Genomic DNA, 21,682 nt, shown 5'->3' with positions numbered 1-21,682 from the left:
ACAATTTGCGCGATGGGCGCTCTGACTAGGCCTTTCGATACCAGAAGGGGACCGAAAGCACGAGGCATTGAGTCCCGCTAAGACGTTGCTCCTCCGCCCGGATAGCCGCGAGGCCTCCACGCGCTCCGCTATGCCGACCACGCCATCGTCGCAATTGCTTGACATCCACAAAAACGTTTATGTAAGCTCTCACCCACATCAACAAAAACGTTTTTGGGATTGGGTTCAATGATGAGCAAGCGTGTGGGCATTCGAGAGGTCGCGGCCGCGGCCGGCGTCTCCGTGACGACCGTGTCACACTCGCTCAGCGGCGGCGGACAGCTCAGCGACGCCACCCGGGAACGCGTCAAGTCGGTGGCCGAGGGCCTCAACTACGCACCCAACCGACTCGCCAGCGGGCTGCGCAGCAAGCGCTCGCAGATCATCGGCTTCGTCAGCGACGAGATCTCCACCACGCCCTACGCCGGCAACGTGCTGCTCGGCGCTCAGGAGGCCGCAGCCGCCAACGACCAGGTGCTCATGGTCGTCAACTCCAACCGCAACTCCCGCATCGAAGACCGCGGCATCGAAGCGCTGCTCCAGCATCGGGTCGACGGCATCATTTACGCCCGCATGTACCACCAGGCCGTTGAACTGCCGGCGGCACTGAGCGGCGTCCCCACCGTGCTGCTCGACGCATCCAGCGACCGCACCGACCTCTCCTCGGTGGTGCCCGACGAAGAGGGCGCGGCCCGCACCGCCATGGCGCACCTGCTTGAAGCCGGGCACCGACGCATCGGCTACCTGGGCAACATCGACGACATCCCCGCCACCCGCGGCCGCCTCGCCGGCTACCGCGCTGCCCTGGCCGAGAACGGCATCGCCTTCGACGAGTCACTGGTCACCGTGACCGACTCCATGACCACGCCGGGCCGTGACGCGGCCCGCAGACTGCTCGCCCTGACCGAGCGGCCCACGGCGCTGTTCTGCTTCAACGACCGGATGGCAATGGGCGCGTACCAAGCGGCGCAGCTGGCCGGCCTGAGCATCCCCGAGAACTTGAGCATCGTGAGCATCGACAACTTCGAGGTGCTCGCCGACGCGCTGCTACCCGGGCTCACGTCTATTGCGCTGCCGCACTACGAGATGGGCCGCTGGGCCATCGAGCGGCTCGCGGCCGAGCTCGCCGGCGACGCCGACTCGGCTCCGCAGCAGATTCGCATGCACTGTCCGCTGGTTCTGCGGCAGTCAGTAGGCCCGCCGCCGCGCTGACGCGGCGACGAGCCAACCTCCACACTTCGCGACCGCTGGAACGGTCGCGACGATCGGCACTCCTCGCCGAGACACCCCACCCCAACCGATAAGAAGGAATGAAGATGCGACACGCAAAGAAGCGCCTGATCGTAGCGAGTTTAGTGGCCACGAGTCTCGTTGCGACCATGGCCGGATGCGCCCCCAGCGGCGGCAGCGGCTCCGACGGCACCAACGGTGAGCTCACCATCTGGACCCACAACGGCGGCAACACCGAAGAACTCGCCGCCGTGCAGGCCATCGTCGACGGCTACAACAAGAGCCAAGACGAGACCACCGTGAAGCTGCAGGCGTTCCCGCAGGCCTCCTACAACGACTCGGTGATCGCGGCCGCCGCATCCGGCAAGCTGCCCTGCATCGTCGACATCGACGGCCCCAACGTGCCCAACTGGGCCTGGGCCAAGTACCTCACCCCGCTCGACCTGAGCGTGGACCTGGACGAAAACCTGCCCAGCACGCTGGGCGTCTGGAACGGCGAGACCTACTCGGTGGGCTACTACGACGTGGCGCTGGCCATGTTCGCCCGCAAGTCCGTGCTCGCCGAGAACGGCATCCGCCAGGCCACCATCGACCAGCCGTGGACCCAGGCCGAGTTCGACGACGCACTCGCGAAGCTCAAGGCCACCGGCACCTGGGCCAACCCGCTCGACATCGGCACCGGCGACGTGGGCGAGTGGTACCCCTACGCGTACTCCCCGCTGCTGCAGTCCTTCGGCGGCGACCTCATCGAACGTGACGAGTACCAGTCCGCCGAGGGCGTGCTCAACGGCCCCGAAGCGCTCGAGTGGGCCGAGTGGATGCAGTCCCTCGCCACCGAGGGTTACATCGCCACCAAGAGCGGCGCCGACTCCGCCCTCGACTTCCAGAACAACGTCACCGCCATCCAGTACGGCGGCAGCTGGGCGGCCGCCGCCAACGCCGAGGTTCTCGGCGACGACCTGGCCGTGATGCCCTCCGTCGACCTCGGCGAAGGCACCAAGATCGGCGGCGGCTCCTGGCAGTGGGGCGTGACCACCGGCTGCGCCAACCCCGAGGCAGCCATGGACTACCTCTCCTACTCGCTCTCCCCCGAGAACATCGCCGCGGTCTCGGTGGCCACCGCCACCATCCCCGCCACGGATGCCGCCGCCGCCCTGGTGCCCGGCTTCGAAGAGGGCGGCAACCTCGCCATCTTCCGCGAGTTCTCCGCGAACAGCGCGGTGCTCCGCCCCGAGACCCCGGCCTACCCGTTCATCGCAACGGAGTTCACCAAGGCCACGCAGGACATCATCAACGGCGGCGACCCGCAAGACACCCTCGACGCGGCGGTTACGGCCATCGACGCGAACATCAAGTCCAACGGCGGTTACACGCAGAAGTAGTCGACCGCGGGGGTGCGGCACAGCGCCGCACCCCCGCTCTCGCTCAGGGAGACTCTCATGACCACCACGATCGAACGACCCCCGGCGGCCCCCGCCGCCGGCGGCCCGGCCCGGCCCATCCGGCCCAAGCGGGACCGCACCAGCAAGACCGAAAACCTCGCCGGACTGGCCATGCTCACGCCCGCCGTGCTGCTGCTGGCCCTGTTCATCTTCGTCCCGGCGATCCTCGCGTTCGGGCTCGCCTTCACCAACGCTCGCCTCATCTCGCCTTACCCGGCGGTCTTCGTCGGCCTCGACAACTTCGTGCGGCTGTTCGCGGATGCCGCGTTCTTCCGTGCGCTCATCAACGTCGGCTACTTCGCCGTGGTCGTCGTTCCGCTGCAGGCCGGCCTCGCCCTGGTGATGGCCATCCTGGTCAACAAAAAGGTGCGCGGAACCACCTTCTTCCGCACGGTGTACTTCCTGCCGGTGGTCACCTCCATGGTCGTCGTCTCGCTGCTCTGGCTGTTCATGTACCGGCAAGACGGCCTGATCAACGTGATCATCGAGCGGGTCACGATGGGCCTGGTCACCGGCCCCGACTGGCTGAACGACACCACCACCTCGATGCCGGCGATCATCCTGATGTCGGTCTGGCAGGGTGTGGGCTTCCACATGATCATCTGGCTCTCCGGGCTGCAGACCATCCCCGCCGACCTCTACGAAGCGGCCGACCTCGACGGCGTCTCGCCGTGGCAGCGCTTCAGGTACATCACCTGGCCGGGCCTTTCCGCCACCCGCAGCCTGATCCTGGTGACCATCACCATCCAGGCGCTCAGCCTGTTCACCCAGATCAGCGTGATGACCCAGGGCGGCCCGCTCAACTCCACCACCACGGTGGTCTACGAAGCCGTCGAATCCGGCTTCGCCCAGCAGGAGACCGGCTACGCCTCGGCGATCTCCCTCGTGTTCTTCGTCATCGTGCTGCTGATCTCGGTCGTGCAGCGCTTCCTCAGCAGAGAGAAGGCCTGATCATGGCGATCTCACACGTCTCTAATGCACACGCGGCGATTCCCGAAGTGGCGCCGGCATCCGCCCCGCACGCGGTGCTCGGTCAGAAGACGGCCCGTAAGAAGCGCGTTGTCGGCATCGGCGGCTGGATCCTCCGGATCGGCCTGGCCGTGCTGTTCCTCTTCCCGATCCTGTTCATGTTCGTCTCGTCGCTGAAGCCCGACCAGCAGATCTTCGGTGACCTGTCGTCGATCGCCGCGTTCCTGCCCATCGGCAACATCTCGATGGACAACTACGCCGCCGTCTTCGACCGGGTGCCCGCCGCCCGGTTCCTGGTCAACTCGATCGGCATCTCGGCGATCACCGTGGTCGCCGGCATCCTGGTGAACAGCCTCGCCGCGTTCGCGCTCAGCCGGATGCGGGTGCGCGGCAAAACCGTCATCCTCACCCTGATCATCGCCACCCTGATCGTGCCGTTCGAGACCCTCGCGCTGCCGCTGGTGTGGTGGGTGAACCAGCTGCCGTCGTTCGAGCTGACCGAGCTGGGCTTCATGTTCAGCAAGGGCTGGATCGACACCTACCAGGTGCAGATCATCCCGTTCGTGGCCAACGCGTTCTCGATCTACCTGTTCCACCAGTACTTCGAGTCGATCCCCAAGGAGCTCGACGAGGCCGCCCGCATGGACGGCGCCGGCTGGTTCCGCATTTACCGGCAGGTGGTGATGCCGCTCTCCGGCCCCGCCATCGCCACCGTCGCCATCCTCACCTTCCTGCCCGCCTGGAACTCCTACCTCTGGCCGCTCATGGTGGTGCAAACCGAGGAGCTGCGCCCCGTGATGGTGGGCGTGCAGTACTTCTTCCAGCTCAACGTCTCCTGGGGTGAGGTGATGGCGTACTCCACGCTGATCACCCTGCCCGTGGTGGCCCTGTTCATCGCGTTCCAACGCTCATTCGTCAACAGCATCGCGTCCAGCGGTGTGAAAGGTTAGGCCCGTTCTATGTCGCTCCAACTGCCCGATAAGTGGATCTGGGACTCCTGGTACGTGCAGGTCGACGGCGTCACGCACGCCTTCTACCTGCACGCCAGCAAGGCCCTGGGTGATCCCGACCGCCGGCACCGGCACCCCATCGTGGGCCACGCCGTGAGCACCGACCTGGTTTCGTGGACGGTCGTGCAGGACGCTCTGATCATCTCGGATGCCCCCGCCTTCGACGACGGCACCACCTGGACCGGCTCAGTGGTGCGGGCCGATGACGGGCTCTGGTGGATGTTCTACACCGGCACCTCCCGCGCCGAAGACACCATGGTGCAGCGGGTCGGCGCGGCCACCTCCCCCGACCTGCTCACGTGGACCAAGGTGTCGACCGAGCCGCTCGTGGAGGCCGACCCGGCCTTCTACGAGACGCTCGACCTGTCGGTCTGGCACGACCAGGCCTGGCGCGACCCGTGGGTGTTCAGGTTCCCCGGCGAGAGCACCTGGCAGATGCTGATCACCGCGCGTGCTTCTGTGGGCGACCCGCTGGTGCGCGGCGTGCTCGGCCACGCCACCAGCGACGACCTGCGTGAGTGGACCGTGCAACCGCCGCTCAGCCAGCCCGGCCAGGGCTTCGGCCAGCTCGAGGTGTTCCAGTTCGAGATCGTCGACGGCGTGCCTGTGCTGCTGTTCTGCTGCGGTGTCTCCGAGCTCTCCCCCGAACGCCAGGATTTGGGCGAGGTGGGTGGCGTCTACAGCGTGCCGGTGGATGCCCGACTCGAACAGGTGGACTTCACCGGCTCGGTGTTATTCGACCGCACCGACCTCTACGCCGCCCGGCTGCTGCGGGATGCCGACGGGGGCTGGGTGCTGCTCGGCTTCGTCAACATCGTCGACGGCGAGTTCGTCGGCACCCTGAGCGACCCGGTGCCGGTCACGGCCGACCCGGTGCTGGGGCTGGTGCACCGGGAGGTGCCCGACCCGGCGGCGGCGAGCGACTTCGCGGGGGCGGTGCTGTGACTGACGGCGTTGTGAGCAGCGGTGCTGTGAGCGGCGGTGCTGTGAGCGGCGGCGGGGCGGCGGAGTGCCGGGTGCTGGTGGTCGGCGAGGCCCTGGTGGACCTCGTGCACCGGGCCGACGGCTCCCGGCACGAGGCGCCCGGCGGCAGCCCGGCCAACGTGGCGCTGACGCTGGGGCGGCTGGGCCGGCATCCGCAGCTGCTCACCAGCCTGGGTGACGACGAGCGGGGCCGCGCGGTGCTGGCCTGGCTCGAAGCATCCGATGTGCGGGTCGCCGGGGTTGGCGCCGAGCGCACCTCTACCGCGACGGCGCTTCTCGATGCCTCGGGAGCGGCGACCTATGAGTTCGACCTGGCCTGGGCCGTGGACGTCTCGCTGGCCGGCCCGGCCGACGTGCTGCACGTCGGGTCGGTCGCCACGGTGCTCGAACCGGGCGCAGCCGACGTGGCGCGTCTGGTCGAGGCCCGCCGGGGCACGGCCACCATCACGTTCGACCCGAACATCCGCCCGGCTCTGGTCGACGACGCCGCGGCTGCCCGGTCGCGGGTGGAGCAGCTGGTGCGCCTCGCCGATGTGGTGAAGGTCAGCGATGAGGATCTGCGCTGGTTGCAGCCCGACCAGAGCCTGGCCGACGCCGCGGCCGCGTGGCTCGCCGCCGGGCCATCCGTTGTGGTGGTCACCCTGGGAGGGGAGGGCGCCTTCGCGCTCACCGCGGCGGGCAGGGTTTCGGTGCTCGCCCCGCTCGTCACCGTGGTCGACACCGTCGGCGCGGGCGACACCTTCATGGGCGCCCTCATCGACGGGCTGATCGACGCGAATGTCGTCGGGGCGGATCGCCGCGGCGCGCTGCGCGAGCTGCCTCTGGGCATTCTCGAGGGCATCATGCGGCGCAGCGCGGATGCCGCCGCCGTCACGGTGTCCCGCGCGGGGGCCGACCCGCCCACCCGCGCCGAGCTCGCCGCGGCTGCCGCAGCCTAGAACACGCACTCACTGCACCTCGTACCGCTGACCGCGCCCGCAATAGCGGGCGCGGTCGCCCATACGAGGTGCACTGACGACGCATCCAGAGGCCGCGGGTCGCCGAGAAGCCAGTTGAGGCCCGTTGCGAGGGTCCCCACTGGCCCCAACTGTCATCTCGCGTCTGGGCGCCATCGTGAGAAGCCAGTTGGTGCCAGTTGCGAGCGTCCCCACTGGCCCAAACTGTCATCTCGCGGTTGGGCGCGGGCGCGAGAAGCCAGTTCGTGCCCCGTGCCGCCCCAGGGCAGCCCGCAACTGGCCTCTCGCCCCTCGACAGGGCGCATCCGCTGCCACGCACAATGATCGCGACGGGACCGAAGGCCCTACGCCAACGGCAGTAGGCACCCCGCGCCAAGAGGATGATTCGGGAAGGCGGCCCTCGTTGGAGGGTGGTCACGCCGCATGTTCGGTGCGGCGTCGTCTATGCAGTTCTAGGAGTTTGCATGTCCGCACGATCGTTGCTCATCACCTCAGCCCTCGCGGTGGCCGCCGTCACCCTTGTCGGATGCGCACCCGCAGCACCCGCCGCAACCGAGCCGAGCACGACCCCGGCGGCGGAGCCGGCGCACTGGTCATACGACGGCGACACCGGCCCGGCGTCGTGGGCCGAGGTGGACTCCAGCTTCGAGACCTGCGCGGCGGGCACCGACCAGTCCCCGATCGACCTGCCGGCCACCGTGCCCGCGCCGAGCACCAGCATCCAGCTGAGCGCTGATGACGCCGCGGGCGACGTCTTCGACACCGGCCACGCGGTGGAGTTCGAGTCCGAAGGTGAGGGCGAGACCCTCACCTTCGGCGGCGACGAATACAGCCTGCAGCAGATGCACGCCCACGTGCCGTCGGAGCACACCGTGAACGGCCAGCCTGCCGCGGCCGAGCTGCACCTGGTGAACGCGGATGCCGACGGCAAGCTGCTGGTGCTCGGCATCCTCGTGACCGAGGGCGACGCATCCGACGCCATTGCGCCGTTCATCGAGGCGGCCACGCATGTGACCGACGAAGAAGACGTGTCGCTGGATATCGCCGACGTGCTGCCGGCGACGCTGGAGAACTACGAGTACTCGGGCAGCCTCACCACGCCGCCGTGCACCGAGGACGTGCAGTGGGTCGTGATGGGCACGCCGATTTCGATGTCGGCGGAGCAGATCGGCACACTCGAAGGAGCGCACAGCCACAACGCCCGGCCCACCCAGCCGCTCGGCGACCGCGTGGTTGTGGGCGGCGCTGCCGAGCTCGGCACCGAGGACTAGAGCCTGCGTCGAGCCGCTGGGGCTTTTGCGGCCACCCCGCGCGACAGATCAGTACGCTTGCTTCATGACGGATGCCCCGCTGATCGGCCCGGTGGCCGCACCCGATCTGCACGTCATGAGCTTCAACATCCGGCGACGGTTCGTGCATCTGATGCCGAGCAGCCCGGATCGTTGGGAGACCCGCAGGCCGCTGGTGCAGCGGATTCTGCAGGCCGAGCAGCCAACCCTGCTGGGGGTGCAGGAGGCGCTGGCCGACCAGGTGGAGGCGGTGGGCGAAGCGCTCGGGCCGCACTACCGATCGGTCGGCCGCGGCCGGAACGCCGACGGGGACGACGAACGCTGCACCATCTTCTATGACACGCGGCGGCTGGAGCTGACCGGCTGGACCCAGCGGGCGCTCTCGGACACCCCGAACGAGCCCGGCTCCCGGTCGTGGGGCAACCTGGTGCGGCGCATCCTGGTGTCGGCCGAGTTCACCGACCTCGGCACCGGTGGTCGGGTGCTCGCGTTCAACACTCACCTCGACCACCTGTCGTGGCGGTCCCGGCTGCGCTCGGTCGACTACCTGTTGGAGCTCGTGGGCGCGGCGCGGATGGCCGAGCCGACTGCCACGATCGTGGTGACCGGCGACTTCAACGCCGACGCGGACTCGGCGGTGCTCCGGCGGCTGACCGGCGACGCCACCCTGCGAGACGCCTGGCTCGCGGCGGTCGAGCGGGTCACCCCGCAGTGGGGCACCTTCGGCCACTACAAGCGGCCGCGGCCCGGCGGCAAGCGCATCGACTTCATCCTGGCCGGGCCGGGCGTGACCGTGCTGCGCACCGGCATCAACGCGGTGCGGTTCAACGGCCTGGCCGCGTCCGACCATGAGCCGGTGCAGGCGGTGCTCCGCGCCGACAGGTCTCGCGAAGTTCCTGAGCGCTGAAGCGCGCGCTTTTCCGCCGCTGAACTGGGGTTTGCGGATGTTGCCTGCCGGGGGTGTCCCGGGCAGAGTGCAATGTCGGTGGTAGGTGAGACGATCTCAGCATGAGTAGCCCTGATGTGGCACCACCGCCGGCTTCGGACGATGACGACTACTCTCCGAAGCCCAACCTGGACGAACACGTCCGGGTCGAACTCGCCCAGATCACCGAGGAGGCCGCGGTCGAGTACCGTTCGATCGCTGCCGCCGAGGCCCGCTACGCCGCGAAGCTGGTGGAGTTGCAGGAATGGAGCGAGCAACCTCAGGTCGCCTCGAGGCTGCACGGCGACCTGGAGGGCATCCGGGCCGCCGACCAGAACGCGGCCACGATGACCGCCGATCAGGCCCGGGCGGCCGCGTTCACCCGGTGGGGCAACCCCGAGGTCGCCCGGCGCACCGTGGTGAGCGAGCTGGCCTGCCTGATCCACGTGGCCGAACGCACCGTGGAACGCCGGATGGACCAGGGCCGTGCGCTCAGCTACAGCGCCCCGGCGACGTTCGACGCTCTCGCGGCGGGGCAGATCAGTTACCGGCACGCGCTGGCTCTGCTCGAGCAGCTCGACACCCTCCCGATGGAGCACCAGGCCGCGTTCGAGGAGGCCGTGCTCCCGCACGCCAAACGCCTGCCGGTGGGCCGGTTCATCACCAAGGCCCACCGGTTGCGGGAGAAACTGCACCCGGAGTCCATCGTGACCCGCAGCACGCAGGCCCTCGCGCAGCGGCACAGCCGCTGGGAAGCGGCCGCCGACGGGATGGGCTGGCTGCACTGGTACGGCACCGCACACGACACCAGAGCCGCCTACGACCGGATCAACTCGATGGCGGTGAGCCTGAAGAAGATCGGCGACCCGACAGCCGCTGACCGTCCGGACGCCGGGTCCGGGATCGGTAGCGGTGCCGCGTTCGGGATCGACGCGGCCGGCGTCGGTCAGGACCGGGCCGAGGAGCTCCCGACCCGCACCCTCGACCAGCTCCGCGCCGACATCACCCGGGCGCTGCTCCTGGACGGGATCACGCCGGACGGGATGGGCGCGGGGATCCGCGGTACGGTGATGATCACCGTGCCCGTGCTGACCCTGCTCGGCCTCGACGACGAACCCGCCGCCCTCGAAGGGTACGGGCCGATCTCGCCCGAGACCGCCCGGGAGATCGCCGGCCACGCACCCAGCTTCACCCGGCTGCTCACCCACCCGGAGACCGGGGTGGTGCTCTCGTTGGGCAAAACCCAGCACAAGAACACCAAGGCCATGAAGAAGTGGCTGCGGGTGCGCGACGAAACCTGCCGGTTCCCCGGCTGCGCACGCCCGGCGGTGACCAGCGACGTCGACCACACCGACCCGTGGGCCGGCGGCGGCCGAACCGACAGCGACAACCTCGCCCACCTCTGCGAACCGCACCACCGGCTCAAGCACCTCTCGCAATGGCGGGTCACCCAGGAACCCGGCGGGATTCTGCTCTGGACCTCACCCGGCCAACGCAGCTACCACACCGACCCGGCCAACCCAATGGGACCACCACGACCCCGACCCCCGGTCTTGGGGCCGAAAACCCGGAAGGGGACCGCCGACGACAGCTACCTGCTGCCCAGGCACCGACCGAAGCGGCACCCGACGCCACCGGTGCCCGACAACCCGCCGTTCTGAGCCGGGATCGCCTGGCGCCCCTCAATCTGGTGCGCCTGGCGCCTTCTGATTCAGGATTGTCTGGTGGGGTGTGAGATCGCAGTGTGCTCTCAGTGAGGCTGGGAGCTCGGGAATCAGGCCTGTCGGTCGAGCACGACGTAGGTGTACGCGGCGATCGTCGCCGCATCCACCACCTCGCCGTCGCGGATCATGCGGGTGAAGTCGTCTTCGCTGAACCACCGGTGCACCATGTCCTGTTCGGTGCTTTCGCGTTCCGGCGCGCCTTCGGTGAGGGAGGTGGCCAGGTAGAGGTCGCAGCCCTGGCTGCTGTGACCGTACGCGCTGTAGAAGTGGGCAATGTGGCGCACCTCGGCGGCGCGGATGCCGGTTTCCTCCTGCAGTTCGGCGCGGGCCAGATCCAGTTGGCTGCCACCCTTGTGCGCGGGCCAGGAGCCCTGCGGAAACTCCCACGCCCGGCGCCCGACCGGGTACCGGAACTGCTCCACCAGCCAGAAGCCGCCATCGGCGTACGGCACCACGATGGCGAAGTCGGGCTTGTCGACCACGCCGTACAGCCCCTCCGACCCATCCGCCCGGCGCACCACGTCCTCCCGCACAGTCATCCAAGCGTTGCGGTACACCTCACGGGTCGACACTGCTTCAGTCATGCCCCATTGTCTCGCCTGTCGAAGGTCAGCGCGGCCGCAACGACCAGCACAACGGCCCATCCGGCCATCACGAGAACGCCGACCTCGGGCTCGAGGAGCCCGACGCCCGGGTACCGGGTGAGCAGCTGCAGACCCGCCAGATCGGGCAGGTACCTCAGCGCCGGCAGGGCGCCGAGCAGGGAGATGGTGAGGCCGAGCACGAGAGGCACGAGCACGATGAGAGTGACCACAAGGGTGCGGGCGAGCACGGTGATCGCGGCGGCGAGCACAGCCATGAGCGCGTAGTTGGTCACCACCCCGAGAAGGTTCCAGGCCATGCCTGTCGTGAACTCATGTGGGGCCAGACCGTGCTCGCCCAGGGCGGCGTGCGCGAGAAGCACGGCCGCGGCGGTGGCGATCAGGCCCACCAGAGCGGCCAGCACCGCGGTCACGATCACCTTCGCGCCCAGCACCCGGCCGCGCTGCGGCACGGCCAGCAGGGTGCTGCGAAGTTGCCCGTCCAGGTATTCGGTTCCGGTGATGAGGGCGGCGAGCAGAATGACGAGAGGCTGGCCGAATCCCGCGGTTTCGAAGCCGTGCGCCTCGATCGGGAACGATGCGCCGGCGGGGGCGCCCGGGTCGAAGGTGAGCCCGGCCGCCAGGGCAAGTGCGGGCGGCACGATGACGGCGGCGGCGAGGGTGAGCTGGATGCTCGGCAGCGTGAGCGTCTTGGTCAGCTCGGCGTGGAGCGTGGTGATCACAGCGGGGGCTCAGAGGTCTCGACGAACGAAAACGAGCGCGGCGGCGCTGAGGAGCAGCACGGCCCAGCCGGCCTGCACGAGCCCGCCCAGCACAGGTGTCAACAGAATCCCGCTGGTCGGATCGCCGTACAGGGCCGCCCCCGCAACGACGGGGAGGTACTTCGCGCCCTCCCAGAATCCGGCGAGGAAGTCGCCGATGCCGACGACCAGAGGGGTGATGAGGACCAGCGGCAGGATCGCGGTGCGGGCCAGCGTGCCGACCGCGAAGACGATGAGGGCGGCGAGCGACCACGCGAGGGTGACCCCACCGATATTGGCCCAGATCGCCGGGGTCAACGCCCACGGGTCAACGCCGGTCTCGGCGCCGAGGTGGGTGATGACGACAGTGCCCCACATGGTGAGAAACCCGATGACCGCCACGGTCACCGCGAGCAGAGCGGCCTTCACGACGAACACACGCATCCGTTGTGGGGTGGCCAGCAGCGTCGTGCGGATCTGCCTGCCGGAGCCGTACTCGCTGCCCGCCCAGACGGCGGCGAAGGCGAGGATGAGCACACCGCCGAACCCGGCCATCTCAAAGCCCTGGTACTCGATCGGCACGGGTTCGGCGGAGAACAGTCGGGGATCGTCGAGCTCCAGGCCGGCACTGGACACCGCGTTCGTCCACGCCATCGGCCAGGTGCCGAGAACTGTCACGAGCGCGAGAATCCACAGCGGCCGGGCCGTGAGCAGTTTGGTCGTCTCCGACCGGGCGAGGGCGAGCGTCATCGGGCGAGACCTTCCGGGCCCGAGGAGCGGTGCGCGGCGTGCTTGTCGGTGAGGGCGAAGAAGGCATCCTCCAATGTGCCGTGGGCGCCTCTCACCTCGGCGGCGGTGCCCGCGGCGAGTATTCGGCCGCCGGCCAGCACGACGACGTCGTCAGCGGTGCCTTCCATCTCACCCATCAGGTGGCTGGAGACGAGCACTGTCTTGCCCGAGTCGGCGAGGGAACGGAGAAACCGGCGCATCCAACGGATGCCGTCGGGGTCGAGGCCGTTCGTCGGCTCGTCCAGGATGAGCACGGGCGGGTCGCCCAGCAGCGCTGCAGCGATGCCGAGGCGCTGGCCCATACCCAGGGAGAGCCCACCGATCCGGGTGCGGGCGGCAGCAGCCAGGCCAGTCAGCTCCAACACGTCGTCGACCCGGCGGGCTGGTATCGCGTTCGATTGCGCCACCCAGGTCAGGTGCGCCCGAGCGGTGCGGCCGGTGTTCGCCCCGGCGCCGTCCAGCATCGCGCCGACCCTCCAGAGCGGCCGTCGAATCGACCGGTACGGCACGCCGTCGATCAGCGCGGTGCCCGCGGTGGCCCGGTCGAGGCCGAGCAGGATGCGCAGGGTCGAGCTCTTGCCCGCGCCGTTCGGGCCCAGAAACCCCGTGACGCGGCCCGGCCGCGCCTCGAAGCTCACGTCGTCGACGACCGTGCGGGCGCCGCGGCGCTTGACGAGATGGCTGATCTGGATCATGACTCCAGCCAACCGCTGCCGGCGCGGTGTGTCAGTCTGCGAGAGTTGACAATCCGGCAGCCTGGGCCGCCGGCCGGTCAGGGCTTGCCACCCGGTCAGGGCTTGCCAGCCGGTCAGGGCTTGCCAGCCGGTCAGGGCGCGTCGACGCCGACCAGCCCATTCTCGTAGGCGATGACTACCAGTCCGGCCCGATCGCGGGCATCCAGCTTGGTCAGGATGCGGGTGACATAGGTGCGCACCGTGGTCACGGTCACGAACAGCGCCGCGGCGATCTCGGCGTTGGAGCGCCCGCGGCCGATCAGCACCAGCGTCTCCCGCTCGCGCACGGTGAGCCGGCCCACCCGCGGGTCACGGTGGGCGGGGGCGAGACGTTCGATCAGTCGTTTGGTCACCTCGGGAGCCAGCATGGCGTTTCCCTCGTGCGCGATGCGGATGGCCTGGAGCACGTCGGCGGGCGGGCTGTTCTTGAGCAGGAATCCGGAGGCCCCCGCCCGCAACGCCTCGTAGACGTACTCGTCGAGGTCGAACATCGTCAGCACGATCACCCGGGCGCCGGAGGCCTGCCCGGCCAGAATCCGCGTGGCCTCCAGGCCCGTCATCCGCGGCATCTGCACGTCCATCAACACCACATCCGGGCGGTGTTGCGCGGCGAGGCGCACCGCCTCTTCGCCGTCCCCGGCCTCCGCGACCACGTACATGCCGGCGTCGCTGTCCACGAGCAGCCGAAGCGACGCACGGATGGTCGCGTCATCGTCGGCGACCAGCACCCGGATCGGGGTCATGACAGGCCGCTCGCCTGGGCCGGGGTGGCCAGCGGCAGCGTCACGGTGATGCCGAAGCCGGGAGCGACGGTTTCAAGCTGCAGAGTGCCGCCGAGAAGGGCCACCCGTTCGCGCATCCCGGTCAGGCCGTGCCCCTCGCGGAACCCGGGCGCCGCACCCCTGCCGTCGTCGCGAACCTCCAGGTGCACGCGGTCCGCGGCGGCGCGGGCGGTGATCACCAGCGACGTTGCCGACGCGTGCCGCACGGCGTTGGTGACGGCCTCCTGCACAAGACGGTAAACCGTTGTGCGCACCGCAGCCGGCAACTCGTCGAGGTCGCCGGTGAGGTCCAGGCGGGTACGAACATCCGCGCGCTCGGCGGATCGGGCGGTGTCGGCGAGCGCCGCAGACAGGGACTGGGCCGACAGGGACTGGGCCGACAGGGACTGGGCAGACAGGGACTGGGCCGCCAAGGACTGCGCCGACAAAAACGGTGCCGACAATTCCTCCCCACCGGCGCGCTCCCGTTGCAGCACTCCCTTCAGTTCGGCCAGCGAGCTGCGGGCACCCTCTTCGACCTCGCGGAGCACGGCACGCAGTTCCGCTTCACCGAGGGTCGGAACATGCGCGGCGATCCCCGCCCGCATGCCGATGGTGCCCAGCGAGTGCGACAGCACATCGTGCACATCCCTGGCCAACCGCAGACGTTCTTCCGCACGCGAGCGAGCGGCCGCCTCCTCGTGCACCTGCCGGGTGCGCACCCCGAGAAACCACGACGCCCCGAGCACCAGCGCACCCAGCAGCATCCCCCGAAACCGGTTCTCGACGCCCTCAGCGCTCAGCCCCAGCGCGGCGACCGCGACGCCCCCGCCCGCCCCGAGCATCCACCAGGGAAACCGCTGCGACCCTTGCCGCTCCGCCACCACGAAAAGGGCCACGGCGGTCAAGACGAACGGGTCGGCCGTCACCCCGAGCATCCACGCGCTCGTTGTGGCCACCATGGTGACCATCACCGCAGCCACCGCCCACCGACCGGCTAGAAGTAGCCCGCAGACAGCAGCCGCGGCCAGGGCGAGTTGCCCGCCCCGACCCGCTCCGCCCGTGGGAAGAACGGTCAGCCACAGCCCCGCGACAACGACCACCCCGAACACCAGACGCCCTGCCGCCGCCCGCCAGGCAGCGCGAGTCGACGTGAATCCCCCGGGCAATGACATGGGTTCAGCGTAACGAGATGCGTTCCCGCCCAGAACGTCGAGCGACGACCGGCACGATTCACCGATGAGTTGGAAGGGGAGGCCTACGTCATACTTGGATTGTGGGCGACGGCCCGCCTTTACTCGCAAGGATCACATCGTGTCAGACCCCAGCCTTCGCCTGCCCAACACGCAGTTCTGCGCGGTGCTCAACCTCGGCGTGCTGCCCTTGGTCGCGCCTCCCCTGCCCCCGCGGTTCGCTCAGCCGGTGCTGGATGCCCAGTGGCTGGAAGACGGCGCCGCGATCTACATCGGCTTCGAAGACGGTGAGCTGCACTTCGACGTGCTGGAAAACGGCGTCGAACACCACTTTCACGACACGAACGGCACCGACACCGACATCAGCCCGTGGCCGGCCGCCGAGACCGCGAGCCTGCTGGCCTGGGCCGTGCCCTTCGTCGCGCACGTGAGCAATGTGCTCGAAGAACTCACCATGGATGCCGCGGAAGCCGCCGAGTGGAGCGCACTGGGCCTCACCGTCTACGCCACCAGCCCGCCCGAACCGACGCAGCTCGAGGTTGTCGACCTGGAGCTCGAGGGCGAACAGCTGATGCTGCCGTGGCTGGGCGCCGGCCACGTGGGCCACGACCACATCGACGGACCGAATCACCCGATCGCGCTGCTCTGGAACGCCCAGCACGAAGAACCCGACCAGCAACTGGCCACCGCCTGGACCGACCCCGCCAGCGGGCAGCCCGCCGTGCTCGCCCGGCCGAAGGTGGACTGGGACGCCGTTGGACTACCCGAACGGGAAGTCCTGGAGTGGCTGGAGGGGCTCTACCTCAACCACCACCTGCTCGCCGACCCCGAAGAACTGATTCTGCGGGCCGGCCTCGAGCGCATCGCGGGCATCCGCTAGCCGCGCCACGGTTTCACCGAATCGACAAGGAGCACCCATGACCAGTTCACCTGCATCCACGGCCCGCACCGTGGGCCGCATCGCGCTCGGCGCGATTCTGGTGCTTGCCGGCACAAGTCACCTCACCTTCGCGCGCGACGACTTCCGCGCCCAGGTGCCCGAGTTCGTGCCACTCAAGGAAGACACCACCGTGCTGCTGTCTGGGGTGGCCGAGATCTCGCTGGGCAGCGCGCTGCTGTTCGCGCCGGGCAGCCTGCGCGGCAAGGTCGGCCTGCTGGCCGCCACCTTCTTCACCGCGATCTTCCCCGGCAACATCGCCCAAGCTGTGCACCACAAAGACGCATTCGGGCTCGACACCGACGCCAAGCGGATCGGCCGGCTCTTCGGGCAGCCGGTGCTGATCGCGTGGGCGCTGTGGTCGACGGCAGCTTTGGTGCGCCGCAAGAAGTAGCTGCGCCCTCCGCTGGTTGCGCCTGCCGAAACCCGGTGAGCAGACCTACGACTCGACGGCCAAGACTCCCTGACGAGCACGGCTCCAGGTGACCAACGGGTGCAGCAGCGAGATCAGCTGGCGGCCCGACGTGGTGAGGTTGTAGCTGATCGACACCGGCGTGGTGGGCTGCACATCGCGCTCGATCAGGCCCTCCCGCTCGAGCTCCTTGAGCCGGGCCGCGAGCACCCGGTCGGAGATGCCCTCCACGAGCGCACGATACTCGGAGAACCGGCGAGCGCCCCGGGCTCCCGCCATCAGAATCGCGGCACTCCACTTGCGCCCGGCCAGCTCCACCGAGATCTGGAACCGGCGGCACTCTTCCTCGTCGAGCGCGAAATTCGAATCGCTCATGACACCCTCTCGCTAACCAATGGTTAGCAGCTTACCTCGCAGTGGCGCTGAGTTGCTCAAGTGGGCAGAGTTGAACCATCGGCGGTTCGAACCCGGGCGCCTGCACACCCAGAAGGGCCGCTCATGGTTTCAACAATCGGCATCCTCGGCGCGGGCCGCGTCGGCTCCGCCATCGCCCGCACCGCACTCAAGGCCGGTTACGCCGTCACCATCGCCGGCTCCGGCCCCGCGGCCGACATCCAGCTGATCGTCGACATCGTCACTCCCGGCGCCGTAGCGATGTCGGCGGCGGATGCGGTCGCCAGCGCCGACCTGGTGGTCCTCGCCGTGCCGATGCACAAGTTCCGCAGCGTCGACCCGGCCACGCTGGCCGGCAAGATCGTGATCGACACCATGAACTACTGGCAGCCGATCGACGGCGAACTGCACGAGTTCAGCGCGGATGCCCGCAGCAGCAGCGAGGTGGTCGGTGCCCACTTCGCCGGCGCCCGGCTGGTGAAGACGCTCAACCACATCGGCTACCACGACCTTGAAACCGACGCGAGGCCCGCGGGCGCCGCCGATCGGCACGCGCTGGCGATCGCCGGCGACGCCACAGCCGCGGCCGTCGTGGCCGAGGTCATCAACCGGTTCGGGTTCGACCCGGTCTACGCCGGACCGCTCGAGGCGGGCGCCGCGTTCGAGCCGGGCTCGCCCATCTTCGGCGGCCGGCACACGGCGGCCGAGCTGACGGCCGAGCTCGGGCTGGAGGCGGCAGCCGCCGCCTAACTGTTCCCCGTGCGGACAATTGCACCCGGCACACCGGGACCACTTGTCCGCAGTGGGCACACATCCGCAGCAACCCAGCCTCACGAGACATTGGACAGACCCATGGAAATCGGCGCCTACAGCTTCGGCGACACCCCGCTCAACCCCGACGGCAGCCCGCGCAGCACCGCGGAGGGCATCCGCAACCTCTTCGACGCCATCGTCGTGGCCGACGCGGCCGGGCTGGACTACTTCGGCGTGGGCGAACACCACACCGTGAGCATGCCGGCCTCCTCCCCCGGCGCGCTCATCGCCGCCGCGGCGGCCGCCACCAGCCAGATCATCCTGGGCAGCGCGGCCAGCATCATCAGCACGGATGACCCGGTGCGGGTGTTCCAGCAGCTCGCCACCGCCGACGCCATCTCCGGCGGTGGCCGGGTGGAGATCACCGCCGGCCGCGGCTCCTCGGTGGAGACGTTTCCCCTGTTCGGCTACGACCTGCGCGACTACGACACCCTGTACTCCGAGAAGCTCGAGCTGCTGATGCGGATCAACGACAGCCCCACCGAGTCCGTCACCTGGTCGGGCACCGTGCGGCCGGCCATCGACGACCTGGCCGTGGTGCCCCGGCCGGTCACCGGGCGGCTGCCGATCTGGCTGGCCACCGGCGGCAACGCCGCGTCCTCTGCCCGGGCCGGCAAGCTCGGCCTGCCCGTCTCCTACGGAATCATCGGCGGCGAACCGCACCGATTCGCCCCACTGGCCGAGCTCTACCGCCGGTCCGCGGCGCAGGCCGGCCACACCGGCGACAGCGTCAAGGTGTCGGTGGCCACGCTGGGCCTGGTCGCGCCCACCAAGAAGGAGGCGCTGGAGCGTTTCTACCCCGGCTGGCACAACCTCACGGTGGAGATGGGCCGGCTGCGCGGCTGGGCCGCCCCTGACCCCCGTCAATTCGACGCCATGGCCCAGGCGCCCGCCGCCTACTTCGTGGGCGACCCCGACGAGATCGCCCAGCGCATCGTGCACCTGCACGGCTACCTCGGCCACATGCGGCACTTCCTGCAGGGTGACGTGGGCGGGCTGCCGCACGAGCACCTGCTCGAGTCGGTCACCCTGCTGGCCACCGAGGTCAAGCCGCGCGTCGAGCGGCTGCTCGCCGCCAAGTAGCCGCACCGCACGCGTTTCTCGCGGCGACCGATTCGGCTACTGTGCTGGCCATGATCCGCCTACTGTTGCGTCGCCCGTCCGGTGTCGCGGAGGCCACCGCCGACGCGCTGCGTGCCTTGGCCGTGGTGGGCATCGTCGTGGCCGCGGTGGGCTGGGGCCCGTTGTCGGGGATCAGCCTGGCGCTCGTCGCCGGCGGGATGCTCTTGCCCCGGATGCTCGGTCTGCGGCCGAGCGTCGACATCGCGTTCGGCGTGGTGGTGCTCGTGGCGGTCTGGAGCAGCGTACTGGGGATCTACGTGTCGACCCGCTGGTGGGACCTGCCTGTGCATTTCGTCACCAACGGGCTCTGCGCCGCGCTGCTCTACATTGTTCTCGTGCAGTTCGGCGTCCTGGCCGACGCGAGCACCCTGCCCAGGCCGATGCTCTCGACCGCCGTGATCACGACCGCGCTCGGGCTGGCACTCGGCGTGATCTGGGAGGTCTTCGAGTGGTACGGGCACACCTTTCTCGACCCCGAGATCTTCGTGGGCTACGACGACTCGATCGGCGACCTGGTCTGGGGTGGCGCCGGCGCGCTGCTCGCGGGGTGCAGCATGACCTATCTCACGGGCCCGCCGCCGCGGGCAACCGCAGAGGTCGGCCCCGCGGACTAGGAGCGACCCCGGCGAGCTCCGCCGGCTCGGGAAGGCGTCAGCTCAGGGCGACTGCGGTGATGCTGGCCCGGAAGAACTCGCCCTCGTCGTAGCGCGGCGTGCCCCACCACCAGCCTGCGCTGACGGTGGCCGGCATCGTCACGCCGCCGAAGGCCTGTTCGCGATGGACGGTGCAGCCGAACGGGTAGCGGCCGAAGGGCTCACCGCCGGGGTTGCCCCAGCGAGAGATCAGGGCGGAGCGCATCTCGCCGGCGGAACCAATCTCCAGTTCGACCGATTCCTCGTACCCGCCAAGCTGCCAGGTGCCCACCACGTGATCGGCCGACCGGCCGGGCGTCCAGATCGCCGTTCGGAAGCCGGTGGGGGCGAGCACGATCTCGCTGACCAGCCGACCGGCGGCGCTCTGGGTCACGTCGGCGCCCGTCACGGTCACGACCGGGATCAGTCCGAGCATCCGCCAGCGCATCTCGCCGCTGCCCGAGCTGTACCTGTCGAAGCCGCGCACCGGCAGGCCCGCCAGCCAGGCCGTGGCGGCCCAGATGTAGCCGGCGCCGGGCGTGACGACCTGCCGCGCGGTGAACCTGCGCCAGTTGCCGAGCTTGATCTCGCCGTGCATGGTGACCTGCGCGGTGTTCCACAGCGGCGTGCCGACGGGGATGGCGTGGGTGAGCCAGCGGCGCGCGGGCTCGGGCAGCGCGGCCACGAGCTCGGCGGTGAAGACGTCGGTGGGGGCGGGCTGGGTGGCCAGACCGAGCCACGACGCCCGCACCCGGCGGGCCTCCCCCGGCACCGAATGCGCCGGAGTGCCCGCCGCCGGCGCTGATCGGGCAACCCGCCAGGTCAGGAGCACCGCCGTGGCCACCGCAAGGTCGACCACCAGGCCGGCTCCCGTGGCGGCAGCCATCGGCAGCAGAACCGGAATCGAGGCCAGCACCGCGACCCCCGCGAAACCGCGCCAGCGCGCCGAGTGACCGAGCAGGAGCACCGCTGCGGTCAGGAACAGGGCCGTCGCGAGCAACCAGACGCCGCCGACCGCGAGCGCCCCGTCGGAGCCGGGCGCGGGGCGGGCGTCCGCGTAGCCCAGCTCGGCCGTCTCGGCGAGTCGCCACAGGAGGGCCACGCCGATCAGGTGGATCAGCCCGTGGCCGGCCAGGATCACGGCACCGGCCAATTCGGCCGTGCGACGCAGCTTGCGCGGACGGATGCCGGTGGCGCGAGCGGATGCGGCCGCGCCGGCTGGGTTAGACGTCACGGTCATGGCGTCACGGGCGCATCCATGGTGCGGAAGGGGTGCCTCGGCCCACCCTGGATCGGCGCCATGCCATAGCGGGCCAGCACGAGCTGCACCGCGAGGCGCGGTGCGTCGGGATTCGCCGGCGCCCCGGTGATGAGCAGCCGCACGTACAGCGGGCCGGCCAACGCATCGAGCACGAACTCGACGTCCGTGTCCGGCAGCAGCTCAGCGGTCTGGATGCCCCGCACCACGGCCTCCCGCCAGAGCCGCTGGGTGGGCTCGATGATCAGGCTGCGATAGCTCGCGGCAAGCTGCGGATCAGACGCCATCTCGGCCACCAGCCCGGGCAGCACGCGGCCCAGCGGCGTGTGTGTGAGCGTCACCGAGAGCCGGGTGGCGTAGTCGAGCAGCTGCTCGGCGACGCTGCCGATGCGCACGCCGGTCTCCCCGGGCATCTGCGTGGCCATCGCCTCCACCACCAACCGGGACTTCTGCGGCCACCGGCGATACACCGTGGGCTTGCCCACCCCGGCCCGCCGGGCCACTTCGGCGATCGTGAAGCCGGCGTAGCCGACCTCGGCGAGCAGCCCGAGAGTCGCCGCGAGGATGGCGGCATCCACCTCGGGATCACGCGGCCGGCCGCGTTGCCGGCCCGGCCCCCGCTGCGATTGGGCGACTGTCACGTTCGATGCCATCAGCTCTCCAATTTACGTTACTCGCAGTAACGTTATACCCCGTGGGTCGATTTCGCTCCGAACTCTCGACTTCGG

General features: G+C 69.6%; 23 protein-coding genes. 14 read left to right on the top strand and 9 right to left on the bottom strand.

Annotated features, from left to right (window positions below; all coding sequences use genetic code 11):
• Window positions 1–228: 228 nt before the first annotated feature.
• The 9 genes from ACEN2M_RS08460 (at window position 229) to ACEN2M_RS08420 (ending at window position 10,505) form a co-directional block, all read left to right on the top strand.
• Window positions 229–1,251 carry a LacI family DNA-binding transcriptional regulator gene (locus ACEN2M_RS08460; RefSeq protein WP_441647677.1) on the top strand — a complete coding sequence of 341 codons (1,023 nt, stop codon included), beginning with the start codon at window positions 229–231 and terminating at the stop codon, window positions 1,249–1,251.
• A 104-nt stretch (window positions 1,252–1,355) separates the two neighbouring features.
• Window positions 1,356–2,651 (top strand): sugar ABC transporter substrate-binding protein, encoded by a 1,296-nt coding sequence (locus ACEN2M_RS08455; protein ID WP_441647676.1) that lies wholly within the window; start codon window positions 1,356–1,358, stop codon window positions 2,649–2,651.
• A gap of 57 nt (window positions 2,652–2,708) precedes the next feature.
• Window positions 2,709–3,662 (top strand): carbohydrate ABC transporter permease, encoded by a 954-nt coding sequence (locus tag ACEN2M_RS08450; protein WP_441647675.1) that lies wholly within the window; start codon window positions 2,709–2,711, stop codon window positions 3,660–3,662.
• A gap of 176 nt (window positions 3,663–3,838) precedes the next feature.
• The gene (locus ACEN2M_RS08445; RefSeq protein ID WP_241979923.1) at window positions 3,839–4,630 is read left to right on the top strand and encodes a carbohydrate ABC transporter permease; all 792 of its coding nucleotides are present in this window, start codon (window positions 3,839–3,841) and stop codon (window positions 4,628–4,630) included.
• Window positions 4,631–4,639: 9 nt separating this feature from the next.
• Window positions 4,640–5,635 carry a glycosyl hydrolase family 32 gene (locus ACEN2M_RS08440; protein ID WP_441647674.1) on the top strand — a complete coding sequence of 332 codons (996 nt, stop codon included), beginning with the start codon at window positions 4,640–4,642 and terminating at the stop codon, window positions 5,633–5,635.
• A 26-nt stretch (window positions 5,636–5,661) separates the two neighbouring features.
• On the top strand, window positions 5,662–6,612 hold the full coding sequence (locus ACEN2M_RS08435; protein WP_441647673.1) for a carbohydrate kinase family protein: 951 nt from the start codon (window positions 5,662–5,664) through the stop codon (window positions 6,610–6,612).
• 482 nt (window positions 6,613–7,094) lie between these two features.
• Window positions 7,095–7,901 (top strand): carbonic anhydrase, encoded by an 807-nt coding sequence (locus ACEN2M_RS08430; RefSeq protein WP_441647672.1) that lies wholly within the window; start codon window positions 7,095–7,097, stop codon window positions 7,899–7,901.
• A 64-nt stretch (window positions 7,902–7,965) separates the two neighbouring features.
• The gene (locus ACEN2M_RS08425; protein WP_441647671.1) at window positions 7,966–8,826 is read left to right on the top strand and encodes an endonuclease/exonuclease/phosphatase family protein; all 861 of its coding nucleotides are present in this window, start codon (window positions 7,966–7,968) and stop codon (window positions 8,824–8,826) included.
• Window positions 8,827–8,927: 101 nt separating this feature from the next.
• Window positions 8,928–10,505, top strand: a complete 1,578-nt coding sequence (locus ACEN2M_RS08420; RefSeq protein ID WP_441647670.1) for a DUF222 domain-containing protein — start codon at window positions 8,928–8,930, stop codon at window positions 10,503–10,505.
• Window positions 10,506–10,618: 113 nt separating this feature from the next.
• Here ACEN2M_RS08420 and ACEN2M_RS08415 read toward each other — a convergent pair whose 3' ends face one another.
• From ACEN2M_RS08415 to ACEN2M_RS08390, 6 genes are all read right to left on the bottom strand, one after another.
• Window positions 10,619–11,152 carry an NUDIX domain-containing protein gene (locus ACEN2M_RS08415; protein WP_441647669.1) on the bottom strand — a complete coding sequence of 178 codons (534 nt, stop codon included), beginning with the start codon at window positions 11,150–11,152 and terminating at the stop codon, window positions 10,619–10,621.
• The gene (locus ACEN2M_RS08410; protein ID WP_441647668.1) at window positions 11,149–11,892 is read right to left on the bottom strand and encodes an ABC transporter permease; all 744 of its coding nucleotides are present in this window, start codon (window positions 11,890–11,892) and stop codon (window positions 11,149–11,151) included. The genes ACEN2M_RS08415 and ACEN2M_RS08410 overlap by 4 nt, the downstream gene beginning before the upstream one ends.
• Window positions 11,893–11,901: 9 nt before the next feature.
• Entirely contained in the window at window positions 11,902–12,660 is a 759-nt protein-coding gene (locus ACEN2M_RS08405) for a hypothetical protein (RefSeq protein ID WP_441647667.1), read from the bottom strand.
• A complete protein-coding gene (locus ACEN2M_RS08400; protein ID WP_441647666.1) occupies window positions 12,657–13,394 on the bottom strand; it encodes an ABC transporter ATP-binding protein in 738 nt (245 codons plus the stop codon). Before ACEN2M_RS08400 ends, ACEN2M_RS08405 begins: the two co-directional genes overlap by 4 nt.
• Window positions 13,395–13,525: 131 nt before the next feature.
• Window positions 13,526–14,176 carry a response regulator gene (locus ACEN2M_RS08395; RefSeq protein ID WP_441647665.1) on the bottom strand — a complete coding sequence of 217 codons (651 nt, stop codon included), beginning with the start codon at window positions 14,174–14,176 and terminating at the stop codon, window positions 13,526–13,528.
• Window positions 14,173–15,369 (bottom strand): sensor histidine kinase, encoded by a 1,197-nt coding sequence (locus ACEN2M_RS08390; RefSeq protein WP_441647664.1) that lies wholly within the window; start codon window positions 15,367–15,369, stop codon window positions 14,173–14,175. Before ACEN2M_RS08390 ends, ACEN2M_RS08395 begins: the two co-directional genes overlap by 4 nt.
• A gap of 139 nt (window positions 15,370–15,508) precedes the next feature.
• On the opposite strand from ACEN2M_RS08390, the gene ACEN2M_RS08385 reads away from it, so the two are divergent.
• Both ACEN2M_RS08385 and ACEN2M_RS08380 read left to right on the top strand, forming a co-directional pair.
• Window positions 15,509–16,267, top strand: a complete 759-nt coding sequence (locus ACEN2M_RS08385) for a hypothetical protein (protein ID WP_441647663.1) — start codon at window positions 15,509–15,511, stop codon at window positions 16,265–16,267.
• Between the two features lie 37 nt (window positions 16,268–16,304).
• Window positions 16,305–16,718: a DoxX family protein gene (locus ACEN2M_RS08380; protein ID WP_441647662.1), complete on the top strand. Its 414-nt coding sequence runs from the start codon at window positions 16,305–16,307 to the stop codon at window positions 16,716–16,718.
• 45 nt (window positions 16,719–16,763) lie between these two features.
• Here ACEN2M_RS08380 and ACEN2M_RS08375 read toward each other — a convergent pair whose 3' ends face one another.
• Window positions 16,764–17,111 carry a winged helix-turn-helix transcriptional regulator gene (locus ACEN2M_RS08375; protein ID WP_441647661.1) on the bottom strand — a complete coding sequence of 116 codons (348 nt, stop codon included), beginning with the start codon at window positions 17,109–17,111 and terminating at the stop codon, window positions 16,764–16,766.
• Window positions 17,112–17,234: 123 nt separating this feature from the next.
• Here ACEN2M_RS08375 and ACEN2M_RS08370 point away from each other — a divergent pair, with 123 nt between their 5' ends.
• The 3 genes from ACEN2M_RS08370 to ACEN2M_RS08360 all read left to right on the top strand — a co-directional run bounded on the left by ACEN2M_RS08370 (window position 17,235) and on the right by ACEN2M_RS08360 (window position 19,678).
• Window positions 17,235–17,879 carry an NADPH-dependent F420 reductase gene (locus ACEN2M_RS08370; RefSeq protein WP_441647660.1) on the top strand — a complete coding sequence of 215 codons (645 nt, stop codon included), beginning with the start codon at window positions 17,235–17,237 and terminating at the stop codon, window positions 17,877–17,879.
• Window positions 17,880–17,981: 102 nt separating this feature from the next.
• A complete protein-coding gene (locus ACEN2M_RS08365) occupies window positions 17,982–19,025 on the top strand; it encodes an LLM class flavin-dependent oxidoreductase (protein WP_441647659.1) in 1,044 nt (347 codons plus the stop codon).
• Between the two features lie 50 nt (window positions 19,026–19,075).
• Window positions 19,076–19,678, top strand: coding sequence for a hypothetical protein (locus ACEN2M_RS08360; protein WP_441647658.1), 603 nt, complete (start codon window positions 19,076–19,078; stop codon window positions 19,676–19,678).
• A 37-nt stretch (window positions 19,679–19,715) separates the two neighbouring features.
• On the opposite strand, the gene ACEN2M_RS08355 is transcribed toward ACEN2M_RS08360, so the two are convergent.
• Both ACEN2M_RS08355 and ACEN2M_RS08350 read right to left on the bottom strand, forming a co-directional pair.
• Complete coding sequence (locus tag ACEN2M_RS08355) at window positions 19,716–20,936, bottom strand: DUF6544 family protein (protein WP_441647657.1); 1,221 nt, start codon at window positions 20,934–20,936, stop codon at window positions 19,716–19,718.
• Window positions 20,933–21,607, bottom strand: a complete 675-nt coding sequence (locus ACEN2M_RS08350) for a TetR/AcrR family transcriptional regulator (protein ID WP_441647656.1) — start codon at window positions 21,605–21,607, stop codon at window positions 20,933–20,935. Before ACEN2M_RS08350 ends, ACEN2M_RS08355 begins: the two co-directional genes overlap by 4 nt.
• Window positions 21,608–21,682: the final 75 nt, after the last annotated feature.

The sequence above is a fragment of the Cryobacterium sp. W22_MBD10_FK3 genome, from assembly GCF_052113745.1.
Taxonomy (GTDB): domain Bacteria; phylum Actinomycetota; class Actinomycetes; order Actinomycetales; family Microbacteriaceae; genus Cryobacterium.
Note: the sequence above shows the minus strand (reverse complement) of the source record. Positions and strands in the feature narration are given on the sequence as shown.